At 56.0% G+C, this 24079-nt stretch carries 18 protein-coding genes; 12 read left to right on the top strand and 6 right to left on the bottom strand.

The window, feature by feature from the left end; translation table 11 throughout:
• Positions 1-57 precede the first annotated feature (57 nt).
• Together ampD and ampE are read left to right on the top strand one after the other, a co-directional pair.
• Positions 58-609, top strand: coding sequence for a 1,6-anhydro-N-acetylmuramyl-L-alanine amidase AmpD (gene ampD, locus OSH03_RS13090; protein WP_266179262.1), 552 nt, complete (start codon positions 58-60; stop codon positions 607-609).
• A gap of 9 nt (positions 610-618) precedes the next feature.
• Positions 619-1473 (top strand): beta-lactamase regulator AmpE, encoded by an 855-nt coding sequence (gene ampE, locus OSH03_RS13085; RefSeq protein WP_266179261.1) that lies wholly within the window; start codon positions 619-621, stop codon positions 1471-1473.
• An 18-nt stretch (positions 1474-1491) separates the two neighbouring features.
• Here the strand turns inward: ampE and OSH03_RS13080 are convergent, their stop codons facing one another.
• From OSH03_RS13080 to OSH03_RS13065, 4 genes are all read right to left on the bottom strand, one after another.
• On the bottom strand, positions 1492-2442 hold the full coding sequence (locus OSH03_RS13080) for a glycoside hydrolase family 43 protein (RefSeq protein ID WP_266179260.1): 951 nt from the start codon (positions 2440-2442) through the stop codon (positions 1492-1494).
• Positions 2443-2452: 10 nt separating this feature from the next.
• Positions 2453-3850: a glycoside-pentoside-hexuronide (GPH):cation symporter gene (locus OSH03_RS13075; RefSeq protein WP_266179259.1), complete on the bottom strand. Its 1398-nt coding sequence runs from the start codon at positions 3848-3850 to the stop codon at positions 2453-2455.
• Positions 3851-4014: 164 nt separating this feature from the next.
• Positions 4015-5385, bottom strand: a complete 1371-nt coding sequence (gene aroP, locus OSH03_RS13070) for an aromatic amino acid transporter AroP (protein ID WP_061099216.1) — start codon at positions 5383-5385, stop codon at positions 4015-4017.
• A 46-nt stretch (positions 5386-5431) separates the two neighbouring features.
• Positions 5432-5659 carry a hypothetical protein gene (locus tag OSH03_RS13065; protein WP_080442035.1) on the bottom strand — a complete coding sequence of 76 codons (228 nt, stop codon included), beginning with the start codon at positions 5657-5659 and terminating at the stop codon, positions 5432-5434.
• A 263-nt stretch (positions 5660-5922) separates the two neighbouring features.
• Between OSH03_RS13065 and pdhR the strand changes: the two genes are divergently transcribed.
• The 4 genes from pdhR (at position 5923) to lpdA (ending at position 12984) form a co-directional block, all read left to right on the top strand.
• Positions 5923-6687, top strand: coding sequence for a pyruvate dehydrogenase complex transcriptional repressor PdhR (gene pdhR, locus OSH03_RS13060; protein ID WP_014882565.1), 765 nt, complete (start codon positions 5923-5925; stop codon positions 6685-6687).
• 123 nt (positions 6688-6810) lie between these two features.
• The gene (gene aceE, locus OSH03_RS13055; protein ID WP_061099215.1) at positions 6811-9474 is read left to right on the top strand and encodes a pyruvate dehydrogenase (acetyl-transferring), homodimeric type; all 2664 of its coding nucleotides are present in this window, start codon (positions 6811-6813) and stop codon (positions 9472-9474) included.
• Positions 9475-9488: 14 nt separating this feature from the next.
• On the top strand, positions 9489-11384 hold the full coding sequence (aceF, locus tag OSH03_RS13050) for a pyruvate dehydrogenase complex dihydrolipoyllysine-residue acetyltransferase (protein WP_266179258.1): 1896 nt from the start codon (positions 9489-9491) through the stop codon (positions 11382-11384).
• Between the two features lie 175 nt (positions 11385-11559).
• Entirely contained in the window at positions 11560-12984 is a 1425-nt protein-coding gene (lpdA, locus tag OSH03_RS13045) for a dihydrolipoyl dehydrogenase (protein ID WP_023332094.1), read from the top strand.
• 53 nt (positions 12985-13037) lie between these two features.
• Here lpdA and OSH03_RS13040 read toward each other — a convergent pair whose 3' ends face one another.
• Together OSH03_RS13040 and OSH03_RS13035 are read right to left on the bottom strand one after the other, a co-directional pair.
• Complete coding sequence (locus tag OSH03_RS13040) at positions 13038-13829, bottom strand: DUF2950 family protein (RefSeq protein WP_266179257.1); 792 nt, start codon at positions 13827-13829, stop codon at positions 13038-13040.
• Positions 13830-13839: 10 nt separating this feature from the next.
• Entirely contained in the window at positions 13840-15366 is a 1527-nt protein-coding gene (locus OSH03_RS13035; protein ID WP_266179256.1) for a DUF3300 domain-containing protein, read from the bottom strand.
• Between the two features lie 891 nt (positions 15367-16257).
• Between OSH03_RS13035 and acnB the strand changes: the two genes are divergently transcribed.
• The 6 genes from acnB (at position 16258) to OSH03_RS13005 (ending at position 24073) form a co-directional block, all read left to right on the top strand.
• Complete coding sequence (gene acnB, locus OSH03_RS13030) at positions 16258-18855, top strand: bifunctional aconitate hydratase 2/2-methylisocitrate dehydratase (RefSeq protein WP_266179255.1); 2598 nt, start codon at positions 16258-16260, stop codon at positions 18853-18855.
• A 145-nt stretch (positions 18856-19000) separates the two neighbouring features.
• A complete protein-coding gene (locus tag OSH03_RS13025; protein ID WP_420909758.1) occupies positions 19001-20143 on the top strand; it encodes an IS481 family transposase in 1143 nt (380 codons plus the stop codon).
• Between the two features lie 193 nt (positions 20144-20336).
• Positions 20337-20699, top strand: coding sequence for a protein YacL (gene yacL, locus OSH03_RS13020; protein WP_061099211.1), 363 nt, complete (start codon positions 20337-20339; stop codon positions 20697-20699).
• A gap of 179 nt (positions 20700-20878) precedes the next feature.
• Complete coding sequence (locus OSH03_RS13015; RefSeq protein WP_061099210.1) at positions 20879-21832, top strand: 2-keto-3-deoxygluconate permease 1; 954 nt, start codon at positions 20879-20881, stop codon at positions 21830-21832.
• The gene (gene dtnK, locus OSH03_RS13010) at positions 21829-23100 is read left to right on the top strand and encodes a D-threonate kinase (protein ID WP_266179254.1); all 1272 of its coding nucleotides are present in this window, start codon (positions 21829-21831) and stop codon (positions 23098-23100) included. The genes OSH03_RS13015 and dtnK overlap by 4 nt, the downstream gene beginning before the upstream one ends.
• Positions 23090-24073 carry a D-threonate 4-phosphate dehydrogenase gene (locus OSH03_RS13005; RefSeq protein WP_253540732.1) on the top strand — a complete coding sequence of 328 codons (984 nt, stop codon included), beginning with the start codon at positions 23090-23092 and terminating at the stop codon, positions 24071-24073. Before dtnK ends, OSH03_RS13005 begins: the two co-directional genes overlap by 11 nt.
• Positions 24074-24079 lie beyond the last annotated feature (6 nt).

Below are 24079 nucleotides of genomic sequence, written 5' to 3'. Positions count from 1 at the left end.
ATATTGAAACATGCTACTCTGAACCGAGTCATTGCACCATACAGAAGGAGTTCCAGCATGTTGTTAGAAAACGGATGGCTGGTGGATGCGCGGCATGTGCCCTCGCCGCACCACGACTGCCGCCCGGAGGATGAAAAGCCCACACTGCTGGTGGTTCATAATATTAGCCTCCCGCCGGGTGAGTTTGGCGGCCCGTGGATCGATGCGTTATTCACGGGAACGATAGATCCCAATGCCCATCCTTTCTTCGCTGAGATTTCGCATTTGCGCGTGTCGGCACACTGCCTGATTCGCCGTGATGGTGAGGTGGTTCAGTATGTTCCTTTTGATAAGCGCGCCTGGCATGCCGGGGTATCGATGTATCACGGGCGCGAACGGTGCAACGATTTCTCGATTGGGATCGAGCTGGAAGGCACGGACACTACCCCCTACACCGATGCCCAGTATCAGCAGCTGGTTGCTATTACCCACGCGCTTATCGGACTCTACCCGGCAATCGCCGACAATATTACCGGGCACAGCGATATCGCTCCGGCGAGAAAAACCGATCCCGGCCCGGCATTTGACTGGCCGCGGTTTCGCGCCATGCTTGCCGCGTCGTCAGAATAAGGAGATACCATGACGTTGTTTACCATGCTGCTGGTTATCATCGCTGAACGCCTGTTCAAGCTCGGCGAACACTGGCAACTGGATCACCGGCTGGAGGTGTTATTCCGCCGCATCAAGCACTTTTCCATGCTGCGCACGCTGCTGATGATGGCGGGCGTCATGCTTATTACCTTCCTGCTGCTGCGCTCGCTGTACGGACTCTTTTTCAACGTGCCGCTGCTGGTGGTGTGGATCCTGCTCGGCGTGCTGTGCATTGGTGCGGGCAAGGTGCGTTTGCACTATCACGCCTACCTGAAAGCCGCTTCCCGTGACGATGCCCACGCGCGCAATGCTATGGCGAGCGAGCTGACGATGATCCACGGCGTGCCGCCGGACTGCGACGAGCGCGAGTTCCTGCGCGAGCTGCAAAACGCGCTGCTGTGGATTAACTTTCGCTACTACCTGGCACCGCTGTTCTGGTTTGTGGTGGGCGGCCCGTGGGGGCCGGTGCTGCTGATGGGCTATGCGTTCCTGCGCGCCTGGCAGACCTGGCTTGCCCGTTACCTGACGCCGCATGAGCGTTTGCTTTCGGGCATTGATGCCATCCTGCACGTGCTCGACTGGCTCCCGGTGCGTCTGGTGGGCGTGGTGTACGCCTTAATTGGGCACGGTGAAAAAGCGCTGCCCGCATGGTTCGCTTCTCTTGGGGACCGCCATACGTCCCAGTATCAGGTGTTGACGCGCCTGGCGCAGTTCTCGCTGGCGCGAGAGCCGCATACCGACAGGATCGAAACGCCAAAAGCTGCCGTTTCAATGGCGAAGAAAACCTCGTTTGTGGTGGTAGTGATTGTGGCGCTGCTGACCATTTACGGCACGCTGGTTTAACCCAGCGCGCCGTAAACGCTATAACGTATCCGCAGGCGGGATGCCGAAATCAGGCATCCCGTTTTCGTCCCAGCGGACAAGCTTCAGGCGGGTATGACGGTTCGGATCGTAGAGCGGATCGCCTTCAATTTCGGTGTAATTTCTTGCGTGGTACACCAGCACATCTTCGCCTTCCGGCGTTTGCGTAAAGCTGTTGTGGCCTGGCCCGTACTGGCGATTCTCGTAGCTGGTGACGAAAACCGGGCGAGGGGATTTGTGCCAGTTTGCCGGGTTTTGCGGATCGGCGTTCAGGTCTATCCACAGTAACCCCATACAGTAGTTCTCATCGGTCGCGCTGGCGGAGTAGCTGATAAACAGCTTATCGCCGTGAACCAGCACCGCCGGACCTTCGTTGACCCAGAAGCCGCGGCATTCCCAGTCGTATTCTGGCTTGCTGAGCATCACCGGCTCGCCTTTCAGCGTCCACGGGTTCTCCATTTCGCACAGATAAAGATTGGAGTTACCGGAAATATCCGGGGCTTTTTGCGCCCACAGGTACCAGCGTTTGCCCTGATGGACAAAGGTGGTGGCATCCAGGGCGAAGGTGTCGAACGGAATGCTGATTTGACCTTTCTCGATCCAGGTACCTGTGAGCGGATCGCGGTCCGCACACTCAATCGCAAACATGCGGTGCTGGAACATCCCGAGCGCGTCGAGCGCCTGGGTGTGCGTCGCGGCAAAATAGATGTACCACTTGCCGTCGATATAATGCAGTTCCGGCGCCCAGATTAGCTGGCTCATCGGGCCGGTCTCGGGTTTGCGCCAGACCACCACCTCATCAGCGTCGCGTAGCCCTTCCAGCGAGTCCGCGCGGCGGATAGCCAGCCTGTCGTACTGCGGCACGGAGGCAATAAAATAGTACTGCCCCTCATGGCGTAAAATGTACGGGTCGGCGCGTTGTTCGATAAACGGGTTTGGCCAGTTATGCATTCGGCGTTCCTTATTTAGTCTCAGCGGCTCTAAGTTCCTGATAGTCGTTCAGCTCGCGGTAGTTGGCGCGACGCTTTTCCAGATCGGACTGGATCTGCTTCATGGTCTCACGGTCCACTTTCAGCAGACGCACCACCCCAGCGGTAATTAAGTATCCAATGCCCGGAATGACGGTAAAGAGCAGCACGATCCCGTTAATGGCGTCCGCGCTTTGCGCTTTTGCACCCGCGTCATAACCGTACCAGGAGAGCAGGAAGCCGACCATCGCCCCGGCAATCGCCAGGCCCAGTTTCAGGAAGAAGATGTTGCCGGAGAAGCTGATCCCGGTGATGCGCTTACCGGTCTTCCATTCGCCGTAGTCGTCCACGTCAGCCATCAGCGACCAGTGCAGCGGAGATGGGATCTGGTGCAGGATGTTCAGCAGGAAGTAGAGCACCACGATGGGAACGGTGGCTTTCGGGTCGAAGAAATAGAAGGCGCAGGAAAATACCGCCAGCACGATGTTGGTCCAGAAGAAGACCTTCAGCTTGCACCAGCGGTCGGTCAGCACTTTCGCCAGCACGCTGCCGAGCATCATGCCGACAACGCCCAGGCTGATAAACAGCGTGGCGAAGTGGGTGCTCTGGCCCATCACCCAGGTGACGTAATACATCGTTGCCGCCATACGGATAAAGCCCGGGCAGACGTTGCACAGCGTCAGCAGCAGAATGCGCACCCACTGATCGTTTTTCCACACGTCTTTCAGGTCGTTTTTCAGCTCGTCGTTGGTTTGCACCGCCGGACGCACGCGCTCGCGCACGGTGGCGAAGCAGAACAGGAACATACAGGTGCCAATCAGCGCCAGGACGGTCATCGCCATCTGGTAACCTTTGGCTTTGTTATCCCCGCCAAACCAGTCGGCCATCGGCAGCAGCGTCAGAGACAGCAGCAGCGTGGCGATGCCGACCAGCACGAAACGATACGACTGGCAGGCCACGCGCTCTTTCGGATCGTTGGTGATCACTCCACCTAACGAGCAGTAAGGGATGTTGATGGCCGTATAGGTTAACGAGAGCAGGAAGTAGGTGACAAACGCATAGATAACTTTGCTGTTATAGCTCCACTCCGGGGTGGTGAACATCAGGATGCTAAACAGCGCGTAGGGGAACGCAATCCACAGCAGCCATGGACGAAACCGGCCATATTTACTGCGGGTACGGTCGGCAATCGCCCCCATGATCGGGTCCGTTACGGCGTCAATCACGCGGACGGACAGCAGCAGCACGCCGACCAGCGCAGGCGCGAGGCCAAAAATATCCGTATAGAAATAGTTAACAAACAACATGATGGCGCCGAAGATGATGTTGCATCCCGCGTCGCCCATTCCATAGCCGATCTTTTCTTTTACTGACAGTTTGTTGTTATCCATCGACAGCTCTCCGGTTTACGGTATGGAGAGAATTATTTGCTGGCAAAGGAATATATGCGTTGCAGTATCAGGGCGGTGATATGGATAAATGTGCTGTGGGCGTGAAAGTGTGAAGGAGGTAACAACGCGCGGCACCCGCAAAAGCAGGTGCCGCGGCGGGAGGCTTAGTGCGCCTTCATAGCATTACGGCTTTTCTGGCTGAAGAGGTAGCCAACGCCAAGGATCGCAATCCAGACCGGGATCAGGTAGACGGAAATCGCCATACCCGGCGTGATCAGCATGATCACCAGCACGCCCGCCATAAACAGCAGGCAAATCCAGTTACCCAGCGGATAGAGCAGGGCAGGGAAGCGCGTGGTGACGCCCTGCTGCTGCTTCGCGCGGCGGAACTTCATGTGCGCCAGGCTGATCATCGCCCAGTTGATGACCAGGGCAGAGACTACCAGCGCCATCAGCAGGCCAAACGCCGATTCCGGTGCCATGTAGTTAATCAGCACGCACAGCGCGGTCACGATGGCTGAAACAATGATGGTATTGACCGGCACGCCGCGTTTATCAACGTTGAGCAGCATCTTAGGCGCGTTGCCCTGCTGGGCCAGGCCGAACAGCATGCGGCTGTTGCAGTATACGCAGCTGTTATAAACGGAGAGCGCTGCTGTCAGCACCACGATGTTCAGGGCGTTTGCGACAAAGGTATCGCCCAGCTCGTGGAAGATGAGAACAAACGGGCTGGTGTCAGCGGTCACGCGCGTCCACGGCAGCAGGGAGAGCAGCACGGCCAGCGAGCCCACATAGAAGATCAGGATGCGGTAGATAACCTGGTTAGTGGCTTTAGGAATGCTCTGCTCCGGATTGTCGGCTTCCGCGGCGGTGATGCCCACCAGCTCCAGGCCGCCGAAGGAGAACATAATGATCGCCATCATCATCACCAGACCGGTCATGCCGTGAGGCAGGAAGCCGCCCTGTTCCCAGAGGTTACGCACGGTGGCCTGCGGGCCGCCGTTGCCGCTGAACAGCAGCCAGCCGCCAAAGATGATCATCGCCACAACGGCAATGACTTTGATAATGGCAAACCAGAACTCCATCTCGCCGAACACTTTTACGTTGGTCAGGTTAATGGCGTTGATAATGACGAAGAAGGCTGCAGCAGACGCCCAGGTGGGGATCTCGGGATACCAGAACTGAATGTACTTCCCGACGGCGGTAAGCTCGGCCATAGCAACCAGAACGTACAGCACCCAATAGTTCCAGCCGGAGGCAAAACCTGCGAAGCTGCCCCAGTATTTATAGGCAAAGTGGCTAAACGAGCCTGCGACCGGCTCTTCAACGACCATTTCGCCAAGCTGGCGCATGATCAGAAAAGCGATGAAACCCGCAATCGCGTAACCCAAAATAATACCCGGACCGGCTGACTGGATAACGGATGCGCTGCCCAGAAACAGGCCGGTACCAATCGCACCGCCCAGTGCGATGAGCTGTATATGGCGGTTTTTAAGTCCGCGCTTTAGCTGATCGCCGTGCTGTTGAGCTTCCATTTGAAACCTCGTGTGTGGTTGTTATGTTCACGCTGTGCGTGTGTAATTATGAAAGTCCATATTCTGTATTTATTTCTTTACGGTTAAACAAACCGAAAAAAGCGGAGATGACTTCCGTACGCGCAAGAATAGTGGTAAGCGCCTGCGAATGCACCTGCTTTATGAAGGGATGCTGACCACTTGAATAAAAAGAAAGCATTTGTAAATCGGCCCGCTTATTCTTCCTAACCCAACCTATAGAATAGAAATGCTTATTAAGTGGGCGAATTTTCATTATTTGCCATGTTGAATCGCTTCAGATTGCAAAACCCCTCGTTTCATTATGGTTAAAACTCCCTCTTTGGGAGTAATCAACTCATTTGTGCAAAGTTACATTTCTGAAACGTTATTTCTGTAAGGTTGTTAAAATGTGCAGGGTTTACTGATTTCAATCAAAACCAATATGGACAGAAGGTGAATACTTTGTTACTTTAGCGATACGAACTAGAAATTGGTAAGACCAATTGACTCCGGGCAAAAAGGCGTAAGACAGGGAATATGGCCTACAGCAAAATTCGCCAACCAAAACTATCTGATGTGATTGAGCAGCAGCTGGAGTTTTTAATCCTCGAAGGGACTCTGCGCCCGGGTGAGAAACTTCCGCCAGAACGCGAGCTGGCAAAACAGTTCGACGTTTCACGTCCCTCTCTGCGTGAGGCGATTCAACGCCTCGAAGCAAAGGGCTTGCTGCTTCGTCGCCAGGGCGGCGGAACCTTTGTGCAAAACAGCCTGTGGCAGAGCTTCAGCGATCCGCTGGTAGAACTTCTCTCTGACCACCCAGAATCCCAGTTTGACCTGCTTGAGACCCGTCACGCGCTTGAAGGTATTGCGGCCTATTACGCCGCCCTTCGCAGCACTGATGAAGATCGTGTGCGTATCCGCGAACTGCATCAGGCCATTGAACGGGCACAGCAGTCCGGCGATTTAGACGCCGAGTCCAGCGCCGTCGTCCAGTATCAAATCGCCGTCACCGAAGCAGCACACAACGTGGTGCTCCTCCATCTGCTACGCTGCATGGAGCCGATGCTGGCCCAGAACGTTCGTCAGAATTTTGAATTGTTGTATGCCCGTCGGGAGATGCTCCCACTGGTAAGCAACCATCGCACCCGAATATTCGAGGCGATAATGGCCGGGGAGCCGGAGCAGGCGCGCGAAGCGTCGCACCGTCACCTGGCTTTCATTGAGGAAATCTTGCTGGACCGCAGCCGTGAACAATCGCGTCGCGAACGTTCATTACGCCGCATACAGCAACGAAAGGATTAAGCGCCAGGTACTTTTAGAGCGCGGCAACTAAACGCAGAACCTGTCTTATTGTGTTCTTGCCCAAGAGCACAATGGGACAGGTTCCAGACAAATCAACGTATTAGATAGATAAGGAATACCCCCATGTCAGAACGTCTCCAAAATGACGTGGATCCGATCGAAACTCGCGACTGGCTACAGGCGATCGAATCGGTCATCCGTGAAGAAGGTGTTGAGCGCGCTCAGTATCTGATTGATCAGCTGCTTTCTGAAGCCCGCAAAGGCGGCGTGAAGGTTGCTTCAGGTGCAGGGGCTAGCAACTACGTAAACACGATTGCCGTTGAAGACGAACCGGAATACCCGGGCAATCTGGATCTGGAACGTCGTATCCGTTCTGCAATCCGCTGGAACGCCATCATGACCGTTCTGCGCGCGTCCAAGAAAGACCTGGAGCTGGGTGGCCACATGGCGTCCTTCCAGTCTTCTGCAACCGTTTACGAAGTGTGCTTCAACCACTTCTTCCGTGCAGCGAACGAGAAAGACGGCGGCGATCTGGTGTACTTCCAGGGCCACATCTCTCCGGGCATCTATGCACGTGCATTCCTGGAAGGTCGTCTGACTGAAGAGCAGATGAACAACTTCCGTCAGGAAGTTCACGGTAAAGGTCTGTCTTCTTATCCGCACCCTAAACTGATGCCTGAATTCTGGCAGTTCCCGACCGTATCTATGGGTCTGGGTCCAATCGGTGCGATCTACCAGGCTAAATTCCTGAAGTACCTGGAACACCGTGGTCTGAAAGACACCTCTGAGCAGACCGTTTACGCCTTCCTGGGCGACGGCGAAATGGATGAGCCAGAATCTAAAGGTGCGATCACCATCGCGACCCGTGAGAAGCTGGACAACCTGTGCTTCATCATCAACTGTAACCTGCAGCGTCTGGATGGTCCGGTAACCGGTAACGGCAAGATCATCAACGAACTGGAAGGCATCTTCGCGGGTGCTGGCTGGAACGTAATCAAAGTGATGTGGGGCGGTCGTTGGGATGAGCTGCTGCGTAAAGACACCAGCGGTAAACTGATCCAGCTGATGAACGAAACCGTTGACGGCGACTACCAGACCTTCAAATCCAAAGACGGTGCCTACGTGCGTGAGCACTTCTTCGGCAAATATCCTGAAACCGCCGCGCTGGTTGCAGACTGGACTGATGAGCAGATCTGGGCCCTGAACCGCGGTGGTCACGATCCGAAGAAAGTCTACGCTGCACTGAAAAAAGCGCAGGAAACCAAAGGTAAAGCGACTGTAATCCTGGCCCACACCATCAAAGGTTACGGCATGGGTGATACCGCAGAAGGTAAAAACATCGCTCACCAGGTTAAGAAAATGAACATGGACGGCGTGCGTTACATCCGCGACCGTTTCAACGTTCCAGTGACCGATGAGCAGGTAGAAAACCTGTCTTACATCACCTTCCCGGAAGGTTCTGAAGAGCACAAGTACCTGCACGAACGTCGTCAGGCGCTGAAAGGCTACCTGCCTGCTCGTCAGCCTAACTTCACCGAGAAGCTGGAACTGCCAGCGCTGGAAGACTTCTCCCAGCTGCTGGAAGAGCAGAACAAAGAGATCTCTACCACTATCGCTTTCGTTCGTGCCCTGAACGTGATGCTGAAGAACAAGTCGATCAAAGATCGTCTGGTTCCAATCATTGCCGACGAAGCGCGTACTTTCGGTATGGAAGGTCTGTTCCGTCAGATCGGTATCTACAGCCCGAACGGCCAGCAGTACACCCCGCAGGACCGTGAGCAGGTTGCATACTACAAAGAAGACGAGAAAGGTCAGATTCTGCAGGAAGGTATCAACGAGCTGGGCGCAGGCGCATCCTGGCTGGCTGCTGCGACCTCTTACAGCACCAACAACCTGCCGATGATCCCGTTCTACATTTACTACTCCATGTTCGGGTTCCAGCGTATCGGTGACCTGTGCTGGCAGGCAGGCGACCAGCAGGCTCGCGGCTTCCTGATCGGTGGTACTTCTGGTCGTACGACTCTGAACGGTGAAGGTCTGCAGCACGAAGATGGCCACAGCCACATTCAGTCTCTGACTATCCCTAACTGTATCTCTTACGACCCGTCTTACGCGTACGAAGTGGCGGTCATCATGCATGACGGTCTGCAGCGCATGTACGGTGAAGCGCAAGAGAACATTTACTACTACATCACCACCCTGAACGAAAACTACCACATGCCGGCAATGCCGGAAGGTGCCGAGGAAGGTATCCGTAAAGGTATCTACAAACTCGAAACCCTCGAAGGTAGCAAAGGTAAAGTTCAGCTGCTGGGCTCCGGTTCTATCCTGCGTCACGTGCGTGAAGCAGCGCAGATCCTGGCGAAAGACTACGGTGTGGGTTCCGACGTGTACTCTGTGACTTCCTTCACTGAACTGGCGCGTGATGGCCAGGATTGTGAGCGCTGGAACATGCTGCACCCAATGGAAACCCCACGCGTTCCGTACATCGCTCAGGTGATGAACGACGCGCCAGCGGTGGCGTCTACTGACTATATGAAACTGTTCGCTGAACAGGTTCGTACTTACGTTCCGGCTGATGATTATCGCGTACTGGGTACTGACGGCTTCGGTCGTTCTGACAGCCGCGAAAACCTGCGTCACCACTTCGAAGTTGATGCTTCTTACGTGGTTGTAGCAGCACTGGGCGAACTGGCTAAACGTGGCGAAATCGATAAGAAAGTGGTTGCGGACGCAATTACCAAATTCAACATCGATGCAGAAAAAGTTAACCCGCGTCTGGCGTAAGAGGTAAAAGAATAATGGCTATCGAAATCAATGTACCGGACATCGGGGCTGATGAAGTTGAAATCACCGAGATCCTGGTCAAAGTTGGCGACAAAGTTGAAGCTGAACAGTCGCTGATCACCGTAGAAGGCGATAAAGCCTCTATGGAAGTCCCGTCTCCTCAGGCTGGCATCGTTAAAGAGATCAAAGTCTCTGTTGGCGATAAAACCGAGACCGGCAAACTGATCATGATTTTCGATTCCGCCGACGGTGCAGCAGCTGCTGCACCTGCGCAGGAAGAGAAGAAAGAAGCCGCTCCGGCCGCCGCTGCTCCAGCAGCTGCCGCGAGCGCGAAAGAAGTCAACGTGCCTGACATCGGCGGTGACGAAGTTGAAGTGACCGAAATCCTGGTGAAAGTAGGCGACACCGTTGCGGCCGAGCAGTCTCTGATCACTGTAGAAGGCGATAAAGCCTCTATGGAAGTGCCAGCGCCGTTCGCCGGTACCGTTAAAGAGATCAAGATCAACACCGGTGACAAAGTGTCTACCGGGTCGCTTATCATGATCTTCGAAGTGGCGGGTGCAGCACCTGCTGCCGCGCCTGCACAGGCCGCTGCTCCGGCTGCTGCACCAGCAGCTGCTGGCGGCGCGAAAGACGTTAACGTTCCGGACATCGGCGGTGACGAAGTTGAAGTGACTGAAGTGATGGTGAAAGTGGGCGACAAAGTTGCCGCTGAACAGTCACTGATCACCGTTGAAGGCGACAAAGCTTCTATGGAAGTGCCAGCGCCGTTCGCCGGTACCGTTAAAGAGATCAAAATCAGCACCGGCGACAAAGTCTCTACCGGCTCTCTGATCATGGTCTTCGAAGTGGAAGGCGCTGCGCCTGCCGCAGCTCCGGCTGCCGCGGCTGCTCCAGCACCGGCTGCTGCACCGGCTCAGGCTGCTAAACCAGCGGCTGCCCCTGCTGCGAAAGCGGAAGGCAAATCTGAGTTCGCTGAAAACGACGCTTACGTCCACGCCACCCCGCTGATTCGTCGCCTGGCGCGCGAGTTCGGTGTGAACCTGGCGAAAGTGAAAGGCACGGGCCGTAAGGGTCGTATTCTGCGCGAAGACGTTCAGACCTACGTGAAAGACGCGGTGAAACGCGCCGAAGCTGCACCAGCTGCAGCCGCTGGCGGCGGTATCCCGGGCATGCTGCCATGGCCGAAAGTGGACTTCAGCAAGTTCGGCGAAATCGAAGAAGTGGAGCTGGGCCGTATCCAGAAAATCTCTGGTGCGAACCTGAGCCGTAACTGGGTGATGATCCCGCACGTTACGCACTTCGACAAAACCGATATCACCGACCTGGAAGCGTTCCGTAAACAGCAGAACGCCGAAGCTGAGAAGCGTAAGCTGGACGTGAAGTTCACCCCAGTGGTCTTCATCATGAAAGCCGTTGCCGCTGCCCTTGAGCAGATGCCACGCTTCAACAGCTCCCTGTCCGAAGACGGCCAGAAGCTGACGCTGAAGAAATACATCAACATCGGTGTTGCGGTAGATACGCCAAATGGTCTGGTTGTTCCGGTCTTCAAAGACGTGAACAAGAAGAGCATTACCGAGCTGTCCCGTGAACTTACCACCATCTCCAAGAAAGCGCGTGATGGTAAGCTGACTGCCGGCGAAATGCAGGGCGGCTGCTTCACTATCTCCAGCATCGGCGGCCTGGGTACCACCCACTTTGCGCCGATTGTTAACGCGCCGGAAGTGGCTATCCTCGGTGTGTCCAAGTCCGCGATGGAGCCGGTGTGGAATGGCAAAGAGTTCGTGCCGCGTCTGATGATGCCAATCTCTCTGTCCTTCGACCACCGCGTGATCGACGGTGCTGATGGTGCGCGTTTCATCACCATCATCAACAACACCCTGAGCGACATTCGCCGCCTGGTGATGTAATCGAAAAGCCGGCCGCTCGGCCGGCTTTTTTCTGATAACCTCATGGGGTTTATGAGGTTATGGGTGAAAGCGATAATTCGTGAGCCGTTTGTTGTTTCAAAATTGTTAACAATTTTGTAAAATACGGGCGGATAGAACGACCCGGTGGACGACGGGTATAAATTAAGAGGTCATGATGAGCACAGAAATCAAAACTCAGGTCGTAGTACTTGGGGCAGGCCCAGCAGGTTACTCCGCAGCATTCCGCGCAGCGGATTTAGGTCTGGAAACCGTCATCGTAGAACGTTACAGCACCCTCGGCGGTGTTTGTCTGAACGTCGGCTGTATCCCTTCTAAAGCGCTGCTGCACGTAGCGAAAGTTATCGAAGAAGCCAAAGCGCTGGCTGAACACGGTATCGTCTTCGGCGAGCCGAAAACCGATATCGACAAGATTCGTACCTGGAAAGAGAAAGTTATCACTCAGCTGACCGGCGGTCTGGCGGGTATGGCCAAAGGCCGTAAAGTGAAAGTGGTAAACGGTCTGGGTAAATTCACCGGTGCGAACACCCTGGAAGTGGAAGGCGAAAACGGCAAAACCGTGATCAACTTCGACAACGCGATCATCGCTGCAGGCTCTCGCCCAATCGAACTGCCATTCATTCCACATGAAGATCCACGCGTGTGGGATTCCACCGATGCCCTGGAGCTGAAAACCGTTCCTAAGCGTCTGCTGGTTATGGGCGGCGGTATCATCGGTCTGGAAATGGGTACCGTGTACCATGCGCTGGGTTCAGACATTGACGTGGTTGAAATGTTCGACCAGGTTATCCCGGCTGCCGACAAAGACATCGTTAAAGTCTTCACCAAGCGCATCAGCAAGAAATTCAACCTGATGCTGGAAACCAAAGTGACTGCCGTTGAAGCGAAAGAAGACGGTATTTACGTTTCCATGGAAGGCAAAAAAGCACCGTCCGAACCGCAGCGTTACGACGCCGTGCTGGTGGCTATCGGCCGTGTGCCGAACGGTAAAAACCTCGACGCGGGCAAAGCTGGCGTGGAAGTGGACGACCGTGGCTTTATTCGCGTTGACAAGCAGCTGCGCACTAACGTGCCGCACATCTTTGCTATCGGCGATATCGTCGGTCAGCCAATGCTGGCACACAAAGGTGTTCACGAAGGTCACGTTGCCGCTGAAGTTATCGCCGGCATGAAGCACTACTTCGATCCGAAAGTGATCCCATCTATCGCGTACACCGAGCCAGAAGTTGCATGGGTCGGTCTGACCGAGAAAGAAGCGAAAGAGAAAGGCATCAGCTACGAAACCGCCACCTTCCCGTGGGCTGCTTCTGGCCGTGCTATCGCGTCCGACTGCGCAGATGGTATGACCAAACTGATCTTCGACAAAGAAACTCACCGCGTTATCGGTGGTGCCATTGTCGGTACCAACGGCGGCGAGCTGCTGGGTGAAATCGGTCTGGCTATCGAAATGGGCTGCGACGCGGAAGACATCGCGCTGACCATCCACGCTCACCCAACTCTGCACGAGTCCGTGGGCCTGGCGGCTGAAGTGTTTGAAGGCAGCATCACCGACCTGCCAAACGCGAAAGCGAAGAAGAAATAAGTTTCTTCAGATGAAAAAAAGCGGCCAGAGGCCGCTTTTTTTATGCGCTGCGTTCAGGGGGTAACGAGCTGCCAGGTTTTATCCGGATGGTATGCAGTAAGAGCCTGCGCTTTCTGCGCTGAATCACTGCCGAGATCGGACTGATACACCTTGTCGTCCTGGTTTATCACAAAGCTCATTACGCCGGTCTGACCATAGCTGACCGGCCAGGCCACCATCGCGAAACCGTTATTATCCGGCAGGATGCGGAAGCGATAACCATGGTAACCCGCACCCGGCTCTTTCGGACTGAACGCCGGACCAAGCGGGCTTGGCGCTTCGCCAGGCGAAACGGGCCAGTACAGACCGTCCTTCTTCCCTTCAGAGCTGACAATCTTCTGCGCGTATTTCTGGTTCATCGCAAAATAGCTTTGCTGCGCATCCACGTAGGCATGCAGGGCTTCAATGGCGGAGAGCTCGTTGCGCCCAATTTCGCGGGTCAGGATCTCCTCGGCGCCTTCTTTGATGTCAAACTGCCATCCGGAGGCGGTTTTGACCACCGGGATGGGAAGCTGCCAGCCGCTGTCGCCGACCACAAGATGCGCCGTATCCCCTTCGACAACGGTATTATGACGGACTTTCCAGTCACGCAGAAAGCGATCGACCGCATCAGGATCAACGCCTTCAGGCGGCAGAAAATCGCGCCAGTTTTCGCCGAGCAGATTGTTCATCGCGCTTTCGTTTTGCTCGCTGATGGCGCTTGCCAGCGCGTTGGTTGCCTGGTCTGGCGAGCTGAAGGACTGCTGCGCCATAGCGGTCGCCGAGACCATAAACAATACTATTCCACTGAGTAAGTTAAGTTTCATGTCGGCTCCCTTAACGATGACGGAATTCACGGTGTTCAGCGCGTTCGCCAGAGAGCTGGCGCGGCTGATGTTGACGAGCAGCGAGCTGCCGGCTTTGCGCACCGCGCTGCTGCTGGGCTTGCCAGTTACCGGAGCGGCTGTCGTTGCCGCTCAGCGCATTGGCGCGATGCAGCCTGGCTGGCTGTTGTACCGTCTGTGAAGCCCGCTTCTCCTGTCTGTGCGCCGCAGTCTGGTGATTTTCACGCTGCGGTGCACTCGCGCGTTTTACGGTCTGCGGCCTGGTGTCATACCCGCGATAATTATTGCGCTGCGAAATCTGCTTTAACTGCTGCGTCGAGGCCAGACGCTGAGCATCTCGCGTGCCCGCGTGCGGGAAGGTTTTCCCCGTTGATTTTTCCATCTGACTGAGCGCGGCCTGGCGCTGGCTGTCGCGATTAACCGGCTTTTGCTGCGTTGCGCTTAGCCCGGTGGCTGTATTTGTGGAGTGGAAACGGTTAGCCAGCTGGTTATTCGGGTAGGGGACGCCCTCACGATAGGCCGGGTTGTGCTGCCATGTGCGATTGATATCGGTGAGATGCTGTCCGCTGATTCTGTTGAAGTTATCAACGTTAATATTGATGTTGTTATCACCGTTGTGGTTGTAGCCGCCGTGATTATCCCAGTCGTCATGGTGATGATCCCAGTCATCGTCATCATCCCAGTCGATATTGCTGAAAATGGCGTAGGTTGTTGCGACCCCGAGGCTGAAACCTAAGCCTTTGACCAGGCTGTCGGTGAACTGCTCGCCGGGGGAGGGCGGGAGATACACCGGCGGGTAAGTGGTGTTGGGCCAGGTACCGTAAACCGTATTCGGGTTATAGGTGGGAACGTAAACCACCTGCGGATCGGCAGATTCAATTTTAATGACCGTCGGATTGCTGGTTGCTTCCGTTACCGTTGTTGATGTTGTTTTTGCCGGTGCGGGCTTCGTGACGGTGGTAACCGTCTGCTGCGGCGTGGATTGCAGTGCACCCGCCTGTTGCGCTAGCAGGCGCAACCGTTGCACCGAATCCATCACGTCCTTCGGCTGTGCGAGAAACGCATCCCCCAGGTTTTGTACCCACGGAGGATTTTCACCCATCAGCGACATCAGCTGAGGAAATGCGACCAGCGATTTCACGCTGGGGTCCCACGGCTGATTGGCTACCGCCTGAATGGCGGCATCACCCTGCATTTTAGGATTGTCCTTTGACCACTGCGCCGCCTGGATAACGTTAGACGGGTAGGTTGACGCCATTAAAATCTGCGACAGGAGGGCATCTGGATAAAGTGCTACAGGGGCAACCCACTGATCGATTTGCACGGCAGTGTAGGTTGGCGCGACAACAGGGGCGGGCTGGGCTGCAGCAGGCGTAGCCGGTGCAGCTGGCTGTTGAGTAACGGGCGCCGGCGCAGCGGGCTCCGTTGCACGGCTTTGGACAAACATGACGCCCGAGGCGGCAAGCAGCCCGGCACTGCACAGAAGGACGAGCAGATGTGGCTTAAAGGGCAACTTCATAAAATGACTCCAACGAGACAAGCGCTGTGCCGTGAGGCGTTACGGTTGGCGTGAGTATTATTCACCCGCCTTTTACTTTTTTGACTTTTATTGGGAAGCGTTCGGTACGTCCGGATAAAGAGTGTGAGTATTTATTACGCAATTATATGCGATGCGGGAAAAACCGCAGGGAATTCAGAAGGCCGCTCTTGCGAGCGGCCAGCAGCTAGTTGCCGAGGTTGACGACAAACAGCACCGTGATGTCGGATATGCTCCAGCCACCGTGCAGTGCGGTTAGCAGTAAACCGATCGCAACGATCAGCGCAGTGATTCGCATCTCCATTGCATGCGTTCCTGTACAGGCTACGCGGGTTCATTCTTCACCGGGAAAGTCCGAACCAGGCAAGTTGACGTTGCCGCGTAGATGACGGAACTGCTCCCGGGCCCGGTGACTGGTTGCTACACCAGCGGAGCAGGCCGCGGAGAAGAATAGTCATTTCAATGGTTCTGAAGAAGGCAAAAAACGCAATTACATGGGCTTTCATACGAAATGGGAAGGCGCTACGCAAAATCGTGATAGTGGCTTGCAAGCTAACTGGCGGTAATGCACAATATTTTACGTTGATGTTGCCGCAAATCTGCCAGCCCGGTGTGCTACCACCGCAAGGCAACAAATAAACCGCTATCAGGCGGTTTTTTTGTACCCAAAATTCGTCTCGTCTCCCCGCTACACCATGCTTAACGATTCAGCAAATTTTTTAATGTTGCTTTTTTGTAAACAGATTAACACTGTGCAGAAATCCTGCTATGCTGCCCGACGCGGTATCGGGCATTTACCCTACAAACTGCTGTCTCACAGGAGCGTGAAGAGAACGCCCGCCGCATATGACAATGAGAGCGAGGAGAACCGTCGTGCTAGAAGAATACCGTAAGCACGTAGCAGAACGTGCCGCCGAGGGAATTGTACCCAAACCTTTAGATGCAACCCAAATGGCCGCGCTCGTCGAGCTGCTGAAGAACCCGCCTAAGGGCGAAGAAGAATTCCTGTTAGATCTGCTGATCAACCGCGTACCGCCTGGCGTAGATGAAGCTGCCTACGTAAAAGCCGGATTCCTTGCTGCTATCGCCAAAGGCGAAGCCACCTCCCCACTGGTTACTCCTGAAAAAGCCATTGAACTGCTCGGCACCATGCAGGGTGGTTACAACATTCATCCGCTGATTGACGCGCTGGATAACGACAAGCTGGCACCGATTGCCGCTAAAGCGCTCTCTTCCACGCTGCTGATGTTCGATAACTTCTACGATGTCGAAGAAAAAGCCAAATCGGGCAACGTCTATGCGAAGCAGGTGATGCAGTCCTGGGCTAATGCCGAATGGTTCCTGAACCGCCCAGCGCTGGCGGAAAAAATCACCGTGACCGTCTTTAAAGTGACCGGTGAGACCAACACCGATGACCTCTCTCCGGCGCCGGACGCGTGGTCTCGCCCGGATATCCCACTGCACGCCCTGGCGATGCTGAAAAACGCCCGTGAAGGCATTGAGCCGGATCAGCCGGGCAGCGTTGGCCCAATCAAACAGATCGAAGCGCTTCAGAAGAAAGGTTTCCCGTTGGCCTATGTGGGTGACGTTGTTGGTACCGGCTCTTCCCGTAAGTCCGCGACCAACTCTGTGCTGTGGTTCATGGGCGACGACATTCCGCACGTGCCGAACAAGCGCGGCGGCGGCCTGTGCCTCGGCGGCAAAATTGCGCCAATCTTCTTCAACACCATGGAAGATGCGGGCGCGCTGCCAATTGAAGTGGATGTGAGCAACCTGAACATGGGCGACGTGATTGACGTCTACCCGTATAAAGGCGAAGTGCGCAACCACGACACCAACGAGCTGCTGGCAAGCTTCGAGCTGAAAACCGACGTGCTGATCGACGAAGTGCGTGCCGGTGGCCGTATTCCGCTGATCATCGGCCGTGGCCTGACTACCAAAGCGCGTGAAGCGCTGGGTCTGCCGCACTCCGACGTTTTCCGTCACGCGAAAGATGTGGCAGAAAGCAACCGCGGCTTCTCGCTGGCACAGAAAATGGTTGGCCGCGCATGCGGCGTAGCCGGTATCCGTCCCGGCGCGTACTGCGAGCCGAAGATGACCTCCGTGGGGTCTCAGGACACCACCGGACCAATGACCCGTGACGAACTGAAAGACCTGGCGTGCCTGGGCTTCTCTTCTGACCTGGTGATGCAGTCTTTCTGTCACACGGCGGCGTATCCGAAGCCGGTTGACGTGACCACGCACCACACGCTGCCAGACTTCATCATGAACCGTGGCGGTGTATCCCTGCGTCCGGGCGATGGCGTCATCCACTCCTGGCTTAACCGCATGCTGCTGCCGGATACCGTGGGTACCGGCGGTGACTCCCACACCCGTTTCCCAATCGGTATCTCCTTCCCGGCGGGCTCCGGTCTGGTGGCGTTTGCTGCCGCGACCGGCGTGATGCCGCTGGACATGCCTGAGTCGGTGCTGGTGCGCTTCAAAGGCAAAATGCAGCCGGGCATCACCCTGCGCGACCTGGTTCACGCGATCCCGCTGTATGCAATTAAACAGGGCCTGCTGACCGTTGAGAAGAAAGGGAAGAAAAACATCTTCTCTGGCCGCATTCTGGAAATTGAAGGTCTGCCGGATCTGAAAGTGGAGCAGGCGTTCGAGCTGACCGATGCCTCCGCCGAGCGTTCTGCTGCGGGTTGTACCATCAAGCTGAACAAAGAGCCGATTATTGAGTATCTGACCTCCAACATCGTGCTGCTGAAGTGGATGATTGCGGAAGGCTACGGCGACCGTCGTACGCTGGAGCGTCGTATTCAGGGTATGGAGAAATGGCTGGCGGATCCGCAGCTGCTGGAAGCTGACGCAGACGCAGAGTACGCGGCGGTGATCGACATCGATCTGGCTGATATCAAAGAACCAATCCTGTGTGCGCCGAACGATCCGGACGATGCGCGTCTGCTCTCTGACGTGCAGGGCGATAAGATCGACGAAGTGTTCATCGGCTCCTGCATGACCAACATCGGCCACTTCCGTGCTGCCGGTAAGCTGCTGGATACCCACAAAGGCCAGCTGCCGACCCGCCTGTGGGTGGCGCCGCCAACCCGTATGGATGCGGCGCAGCTGACCGAAGAGGGCTACTACAGCGTGTTTGGTAAGAGCGGTGCGCGTATCGAAATCCCTGGCTGTTCCCTGTGTATGGGTAACCAGGCGCGCGTGGCCGACGGTGCGACGGTGGTCTCCACCTCTACCCGTAACTTCCCGAACCGTTTAGGTACCGGTGCGAACGTCTACCTGGCTTCTGCGGAGCTGGCGGCGGTTGCGGCGCTGATTGGCAAACTGCCAACGCCGGAAGAGTACCAGACCTTCGTGGCTCAGGTGGATAAGACGGCGGTGGATACCTATCGCTATCTGAACTTCGACCAGCTCTCTCAGTACACCGAGAAGGCCGACGGGGTTATCTTCCAGACGGCAGTATAAACAGCAAAACCGTCTCTACGAGACGGTTTTTAGTGTTTGCACCCTCTCCCCGTGGGTGTACGGTCCGGGGACATAGTGAACACTTGTTCGGGGACATGGTAGACACTTACAACTGAGGCATAAGAATCCGTTTATGGAGCCGCTTATGCCCTGGGATGCGAGAGATACCATGTCATTACGTACCGAGTTTGTGCTGCTCGCCTCGCAGGACGGGGCGAACATCCGTTTCCTCTGCCGTCAGTACGGCATTTCTCCTGCCACCGGCTACAAGTGGCTTCAGCGCTGGGCTCAGGAAGGCGTATCCGGCCTTCAGGACCGCTCCCGCGCACCTCATCATTCCCCGAACCGCTCGTCAGACGGCATCACGGCCCTGCTGCGCATGGCCCATGACCGCCATGAACGCTGGGGCGCCCGCAAGATTAAGCGCTGGCTGGAAGACCAGGGGCACCGCATGCCCGCCTTCAGCACCGTCCATCACCTGATGGCCCGCCACGGCCTGCTGCCGGGCGTTTCACCGGGCATTCCGGCCACGGGACGCTTCGAACACGACGCGCCGAACCGCCTCTGGCAGATGGATTTTAAGGGCCACTTTCCCTTTGGCGGTGGCCGCTGCCATCCGCTCACCCTGCTGGACGACCACTCCCGTTTTTCCCTGTGCCTGGCGCCCTGCACCGATGAACGGCGTGAGACCGTGCAGCAGCAACTGGTCAGCGTGTTTGAGCGCTACGGCCTGCCGGACAGGATGACGATGGACAACGGCTCACCGTGGGGAGACACCACCGGCACCTGGACGGCGCTGGAGCTGTGGCTCATGCGTCACGGTATCCGGGTGGGCCATTCCCGGCCTTATCATCCGCAGACGCAGGGCAAGCTGGAGCGTTTTCACCGCAGCCTGAAGTCGGAAGTGCTGCAGGGAAAGTGGTTCGCGGACAGAGGTGAGCTGCAGCGCGCCTTCGACCACTGGCGGACGGTCTACAACCTTGAACGCCCGCACGAGGCGCTGGATATGGCGGTACCGGCCTCGCGGTATCAGCCGTCTGCCCGGCAGTACAGAGGGAGCGTAACGCCGCCGGAATATGATGAAGGGGTGAAGGTCAGGAAAGTGGATGTCAGCGGAAAGCTGAGCATAGAGGGTGTCAGTCTGGGCGCAGGCAAGGCGTTCAGGGGAGAACAGGTCGGGCTGAAGGAGACGCAGGAGGACGGCTGCTATGAAGTGTGGTGGTACAGCACGAAAGTGGGGGTGATCGACCTGAAGAAAAAGTCGATCACCATGGGTAAAGGATGTTAAAAAGTGTTCACCATGTCCCCGAACACCTGTCTACCATGTCCCCGGACCGTACAGTGGGAGAGGGACGGGGTGAGGGCGTCAGGCCGCAGGGTCTTGCTCTCACCTTTTTATTTTCATTCCTCCCACCTCTCCCGCTTTTTTTCTTCCTCTCTGCTGCGATAATTACCCTAATGGCTTTGCAGAGGAAAACGCTATGGATTACGAATTTCTGCGCGACATCACCGGCGTGGTGAAAGTGCGTATGTCGATGGGGCACGAAGCCGTTGGACACTGGTTTAACGAAGAGGTGAAAGAGAACCTCGCGCTGCTGGATGAAGTCGAACAGGCGGCGAAGACGGTAAAAGGCAGTGAACGCTCCTGGCAACGCGCCGGGCATGAATACACCCTGTGGATGGATGGCGAAGAGGTCATGGTGCGCGCTAACCAGCTTGAGTTTTCAGGTGACGAGATGGAAGAGGGGATGAGCTACTACGACGAAGAGAGCCTGTCGCTGTGCGGCGTGGAGGACTTTCTTAAGGTAGTGACAGCCTATCGAAAATTTGTGGGTCAATCCTGAGCGAATTTAATCATTTCAGGGCCGGACGTTTATGTCCGGCTTTTTTTTACCCTGGAATCCTGCGTTTGATTTTTATTAATCATTTAAAACTGTGATCTGGCGCGTTTGTGGAATTTATTTGATTAAATATAATCTTTATGATTTTATTTAATCACAGCATAACAACAGGCGGGAAGACCATGAACATCAAGAAGGCTATAGAGCGTGTACCCGGCGGCATGATGGTCGTGCCATTGGTGATCGGCGCCATTATCAATACTTTTGCCCCGCAAGCGCTTGAGATCGGCGGGTTTACCACCGCGCTATTTAAACATGGCGCTGCGCCACTGATTGGTGCCTTCCTGCTCTGCATGGGGGCGGGAATTAGCGTGAAGGCTGCGCCACAGGCGCTGTTACAGGGCGGTACGATTACGCTCACCAAGCTCCTGGTTGCCATTGCCATTGGCCTCGGAGTGGAACAGCTTTTCGGTGCAGAAGGGATCTTTGGCTTAAGCGGCGTGGCGATCATCGCTGCGATGAGTAACTCGAATGGCGGGCTTTACGCCGCGCTGGTTGGTGAATTTGGTAACGAGCGTGATGTGGGAGCGATCTCCATCCTGTCTCTGAACGACGGGCCGTTCTTTACGATGATTGCGCTGGGCGCTGCGGGGATGGCGAACATTCCGATCATGGCGCTGGTCGCGGTGCTGGTGCCGCTGGTGGTGGGGATGATCCTCGGTAACCTCGATCCCAACATGCGCGACTTTCTGACCAAAGGGGGGCCGCTGCTGATCCCGTTCTTCGCTTTTGCTTTGGGCGCGGGGATCAACCTTGAAATGCTGCTGCAGGGCGGGCTGGCGGGTATTCTGCTCGGCGTGCTGACCACCTTCATCGGCGGTTTCTTTAATATTCGTGCCGACCGTCTGGTGGGCGGAACCGGTATTGCGGGGGCTGCGGCGTCCAGTACCGCCGGAAACGCTGTGGCCACGCCACTGGCAATTGCCCAGGCCGATCCCTCTCTGGCGGAGGTAGCCGCCGCGGCTGCACCGCTGATTGCTGCATCGGTGATCACAACGGCGATCCTGACGCCTGTTCTGACCTCGTGGGTTGCGAAGAAACAAGCGCGTCAGGTTGCTGAGGAGAAAAAAGCATGAAGATGCTCGTTATCGCCGACGACTTTACTGGCTCTAACGATACCGGCGTACAGCTGGCAAAGAAGGGCGCGCGCACGGAAGTGATGTTAACGCCGGATCAAAAACCGTCGCGTCGCGCTGATGTGCTGGTGATCAACACGGAAAGCCGCGCGATGCCAGCAGCGCAGGCCGGGAAAGCGGTAGCGCAGGCGTTAGCGCCATGGTGCGATGGAAATGTACTCCCGTTGATTTATAAGAAAATCGACTCCACTTTTCGCGGCAACGTGGGTGCTGAAGTCATGGCGGCAATGCGGGCTGCAAACCGGACGCTGGCAGTGATCGCGGCGGCTATCCCCGCAGCCGGACGCACTACACGCAACGGATTGTGTCTGGTTAATGGTACGCCACTGCTGGAGACCGAATTCGCCAGCGATCCGAAAACCCCCATTATCTCCTCGCGTATTGCGGCGTTGATCGCGTTGCAAAGCGATATCCCGGTATATGAAGTGTTTCTCGAAGACGTTCGTCGGGGCCAACTCAGCGCACTGCTTACGGCTTTTGCCGCCGAGGGTGAATGCATGGTGGTGGTGGATGCGGTGGAAGACCGCGATCTGCTGCTGATTGCGCAGGCTATTTGTGAGCAAAAAGAGATGCCGCTATTGGTCGGCGCTGCCGGGCTGGCGAATGCGCTACCGGCCAGGATGTTCATGCAGGAAAAGCAGGATCTTCCGGTACTGGTAGTGGCGGGCTCAATGAGCGAAGCCACGCGCCGGCAGGTTGAAAAAGCGCTCTGCCAGGCACGCGCCAGCGTCGTGGATATCAATGCATCGCGGCTGGTTTCGGCACAGGCCGAGCAGGAGATGGCTGCGGTAGTGGAGCAGGCTTGCGCGCTGCTGAGTCGCCAGCAGCACACCATTTTACGTACCAGCCGGAGCGCGGACGATAGGCAGACGATCGACGAGCTGTGTAGTCAGGCAGGGGTCAGCCGCCAACAGCTCGGCGGGATGCTTAGCGAACGCCTGGGGACGATTACGCTGCGCATTATTGAGCAGGCTCGTATTGGTGGACTGTTCCTGACCGGAGGGGATATCGCCACCGCGGTTGCCAGCGCGCTTGGGGCAGAAGGCTATCGCATTCAAGGTGAGGTGGCGCCCTGTATTCCCTGTGGGACATTCGTAAACAGTGAAATCGACGATCTGCCGGTTATCACTAAAGCAGGCGGATTCGGTTCAGACAGCACCCTTTGTGATGCGCTTTATTTTATTGAGGAGATGTACAGTGGTAACTAAAACAATTGCGATTACGATGGGCGACCCGGCGGGCATCGGTCCGGAAATTATTGTCAAAGCGCTTTGTGACGACGAGCTTAATGGTGCCCCGCTTGTGGTGGTGGGATGTCTCCAGACCCTGAGACGTCTGCAGGGCAAAGGGCTGGCGGAAGGTGTCACCTTCCGCGCGATTGCCGACGTCGCGGAGGCGCGTTATACGCCAGGCGTGATCCACGTCATCGACGAACCGCTTGCCCAGCCAGACGCGCTTGAACCGGGTAAAGTGCAGGCCCAGGCGGGCGATCTCGCCTACCGCTGCGTGAAGAGGGCGACAGAAATGGCGATGAAAGGAGATGTACACGCCATCGCTACCGCACCGCTTAATAAAGAGGCGCTACATCTGGCCGGACACAATTATCCGGGGCATACCGAACTGCTGGCGACGCTGACTGAAAGCCGTGATTACGCAATGGTTCTCTACACCGACAAGCTGAAGGTCATCCATGTTTCGACCCACATTGCGTTGCGCAAATTCCTCGATACGCTGAATGGTCAGCGCGTTGAGACGGTCATCGGCATCGCGGATCGCTTCCTGAAACGCGTCGGCTTCGCCCAGCCGCGCATTGCCGTAGCCGGCGTCAATCCCCATGCGGGCGAAAACGGTCTGTTTGGCGATGAAGAAATACGCATTGTATCGCCAGCCATCGAAAACATGAAAGCGAAGGGAATCGATGTTTACGGTCCCTGTCCGCCGGACACCGTATTTTTACAGGCGTACGAGGGGCAATATGACATGGTCGTGGCGATGTACCACGACCAGGGACATATTCCGCTCAAACTGCTTGGCTTCTATGATGGGGTGAATATTACGGCTGGTCTGCCGTTCATCCGTACTTCTGCCGATCATGGAACCGCGTTTGATATAGCCTGGACGGGAAAAGCAAAATCTGAGAGCATGGCCGTATCGATTAAACTGGCAATGCAACTGGCGTAATTTCCT

The sequence above is a fragment of the Enterobacter nematophilus genome (genome assembly GCF_026344075.1).
Taxonomy (GTDB): domain Bacteria; phylum Pseudomonadota; class Gammaproteobacteria; order Enterobacterales; family Enterobacteriaceae; genus Enterobacter; species Enterobacter nematophilus.
Note: the sequence above shows the minus strand (reverse complement) of the source record. Positions and strands in the feature narration are given on the sequence as shown.

Bases quoted from the DNA above. Each gene is read 5' to 3' on its own strand.
- OSH03_RS13065 (WP_080442035.1), bottom strand. From the start codon at position 5,659: ATGAAAATTCGCCCACTTAATAAGCATTTCTATTCTATAGGTTGGGTT.
- ampE (WP_266179261.1), top strand. From the start codon at position 619: ATGACGTTGTTTACCATGCTGCTGGTTATCATCGCTGAACGCCTGTTC.
- pdhR (WP_014882565.1), top strand. From the start codon at position 5,923: ATGGCCTACAGCAAAATTCGCCAACCAAAACTATCTGATGTGATTGAG.
- lpdA (WP_023332094.1), top strand. From the start codon at position 11,560: ATGAGCACAGAAATCAAAACTCAGGTCGTAGTACTTGGGGCAGGCCCA.
- ampD (WP_266179262.1), top strand. From the start codon at position 58: ATGTTGTTAGAAAACGGATGGCTGGTGGATGCGCGGCATGTGCCCTCG.
- OSH03_RS13075 (WP_266179259.1), bottom strand. From the start codon at position 3,850: ATGGATAACAACAAACTGTCAGTAAAAGAAAAGATCGGCTATGGAATG.
- OSH03_RS13025 (WP_420909758.1), top strand. From the start codon at position 19,001: ATGCCCTGGGATGCGAGAGATACCATGTCATTACGTACCGAGTTTGTG.
- OSH03_RS13015 (WP_061099210.1), top strand. From the start codon at position 20,879: ATGAACATCAAGAAGGCTATAGAGCGTGTACCCGGCGGCATGATGGTC.
- OSH03_RS13080 (WP_266179260.1), bottom strand. From the start codon at position 2,442: ATGCATAACTGGCCAAACCCGTTTATCGAACAACGCGCCGACCCGTAC.
- aroP (WP_061099216.1), bottom strand. From the start codon at position 5,385: ATGGAAGCTCAACAGCACGGCGATCAGCTAAAGCGCGGACTTAAAAAC.
- OSH03_RS13040 (WP_266179257.1), bottom strand. From the start codon at position 13,829: ATGAAACTTAACTTACTCAGTGGAATAGTATTGTTTATGGTCTCGGCG.
- aceF (WP_266179258.1), top strand. From the start codon at position 9,489: ATGGCTATCGAAATCAATGTACCGGACATCGGGGCTGATGAAGTTGAA.
- yacL (WP_061099211.1), top strand. From the start codon at position 20,337: ATGGATTACGAATTTCTGCGCGACATCACCGGCGTGGTGAAAGTGCGT.
- OSH03_RS13035 (WP_266179256.1), bottom strand. From the start codon at position 15,366: ATGAAGTTGCCCTTTAAGCCACATCTGCTCGTCCTTCTGTGCAGTGCC.
- aceE (WP_061099215.1), top strand. From the start codon at position 6,811: ATGTCAGAACGTCTCCAAAATGACGTGGATCCGATCGAAACTCGCGAC.
- dtnK (WP_266179254.1), top strand. From the start codon at position 21,829: ATGAAGATGCTCGTTATCGCCGACGACTTTACTGGCTCTAACGATACC.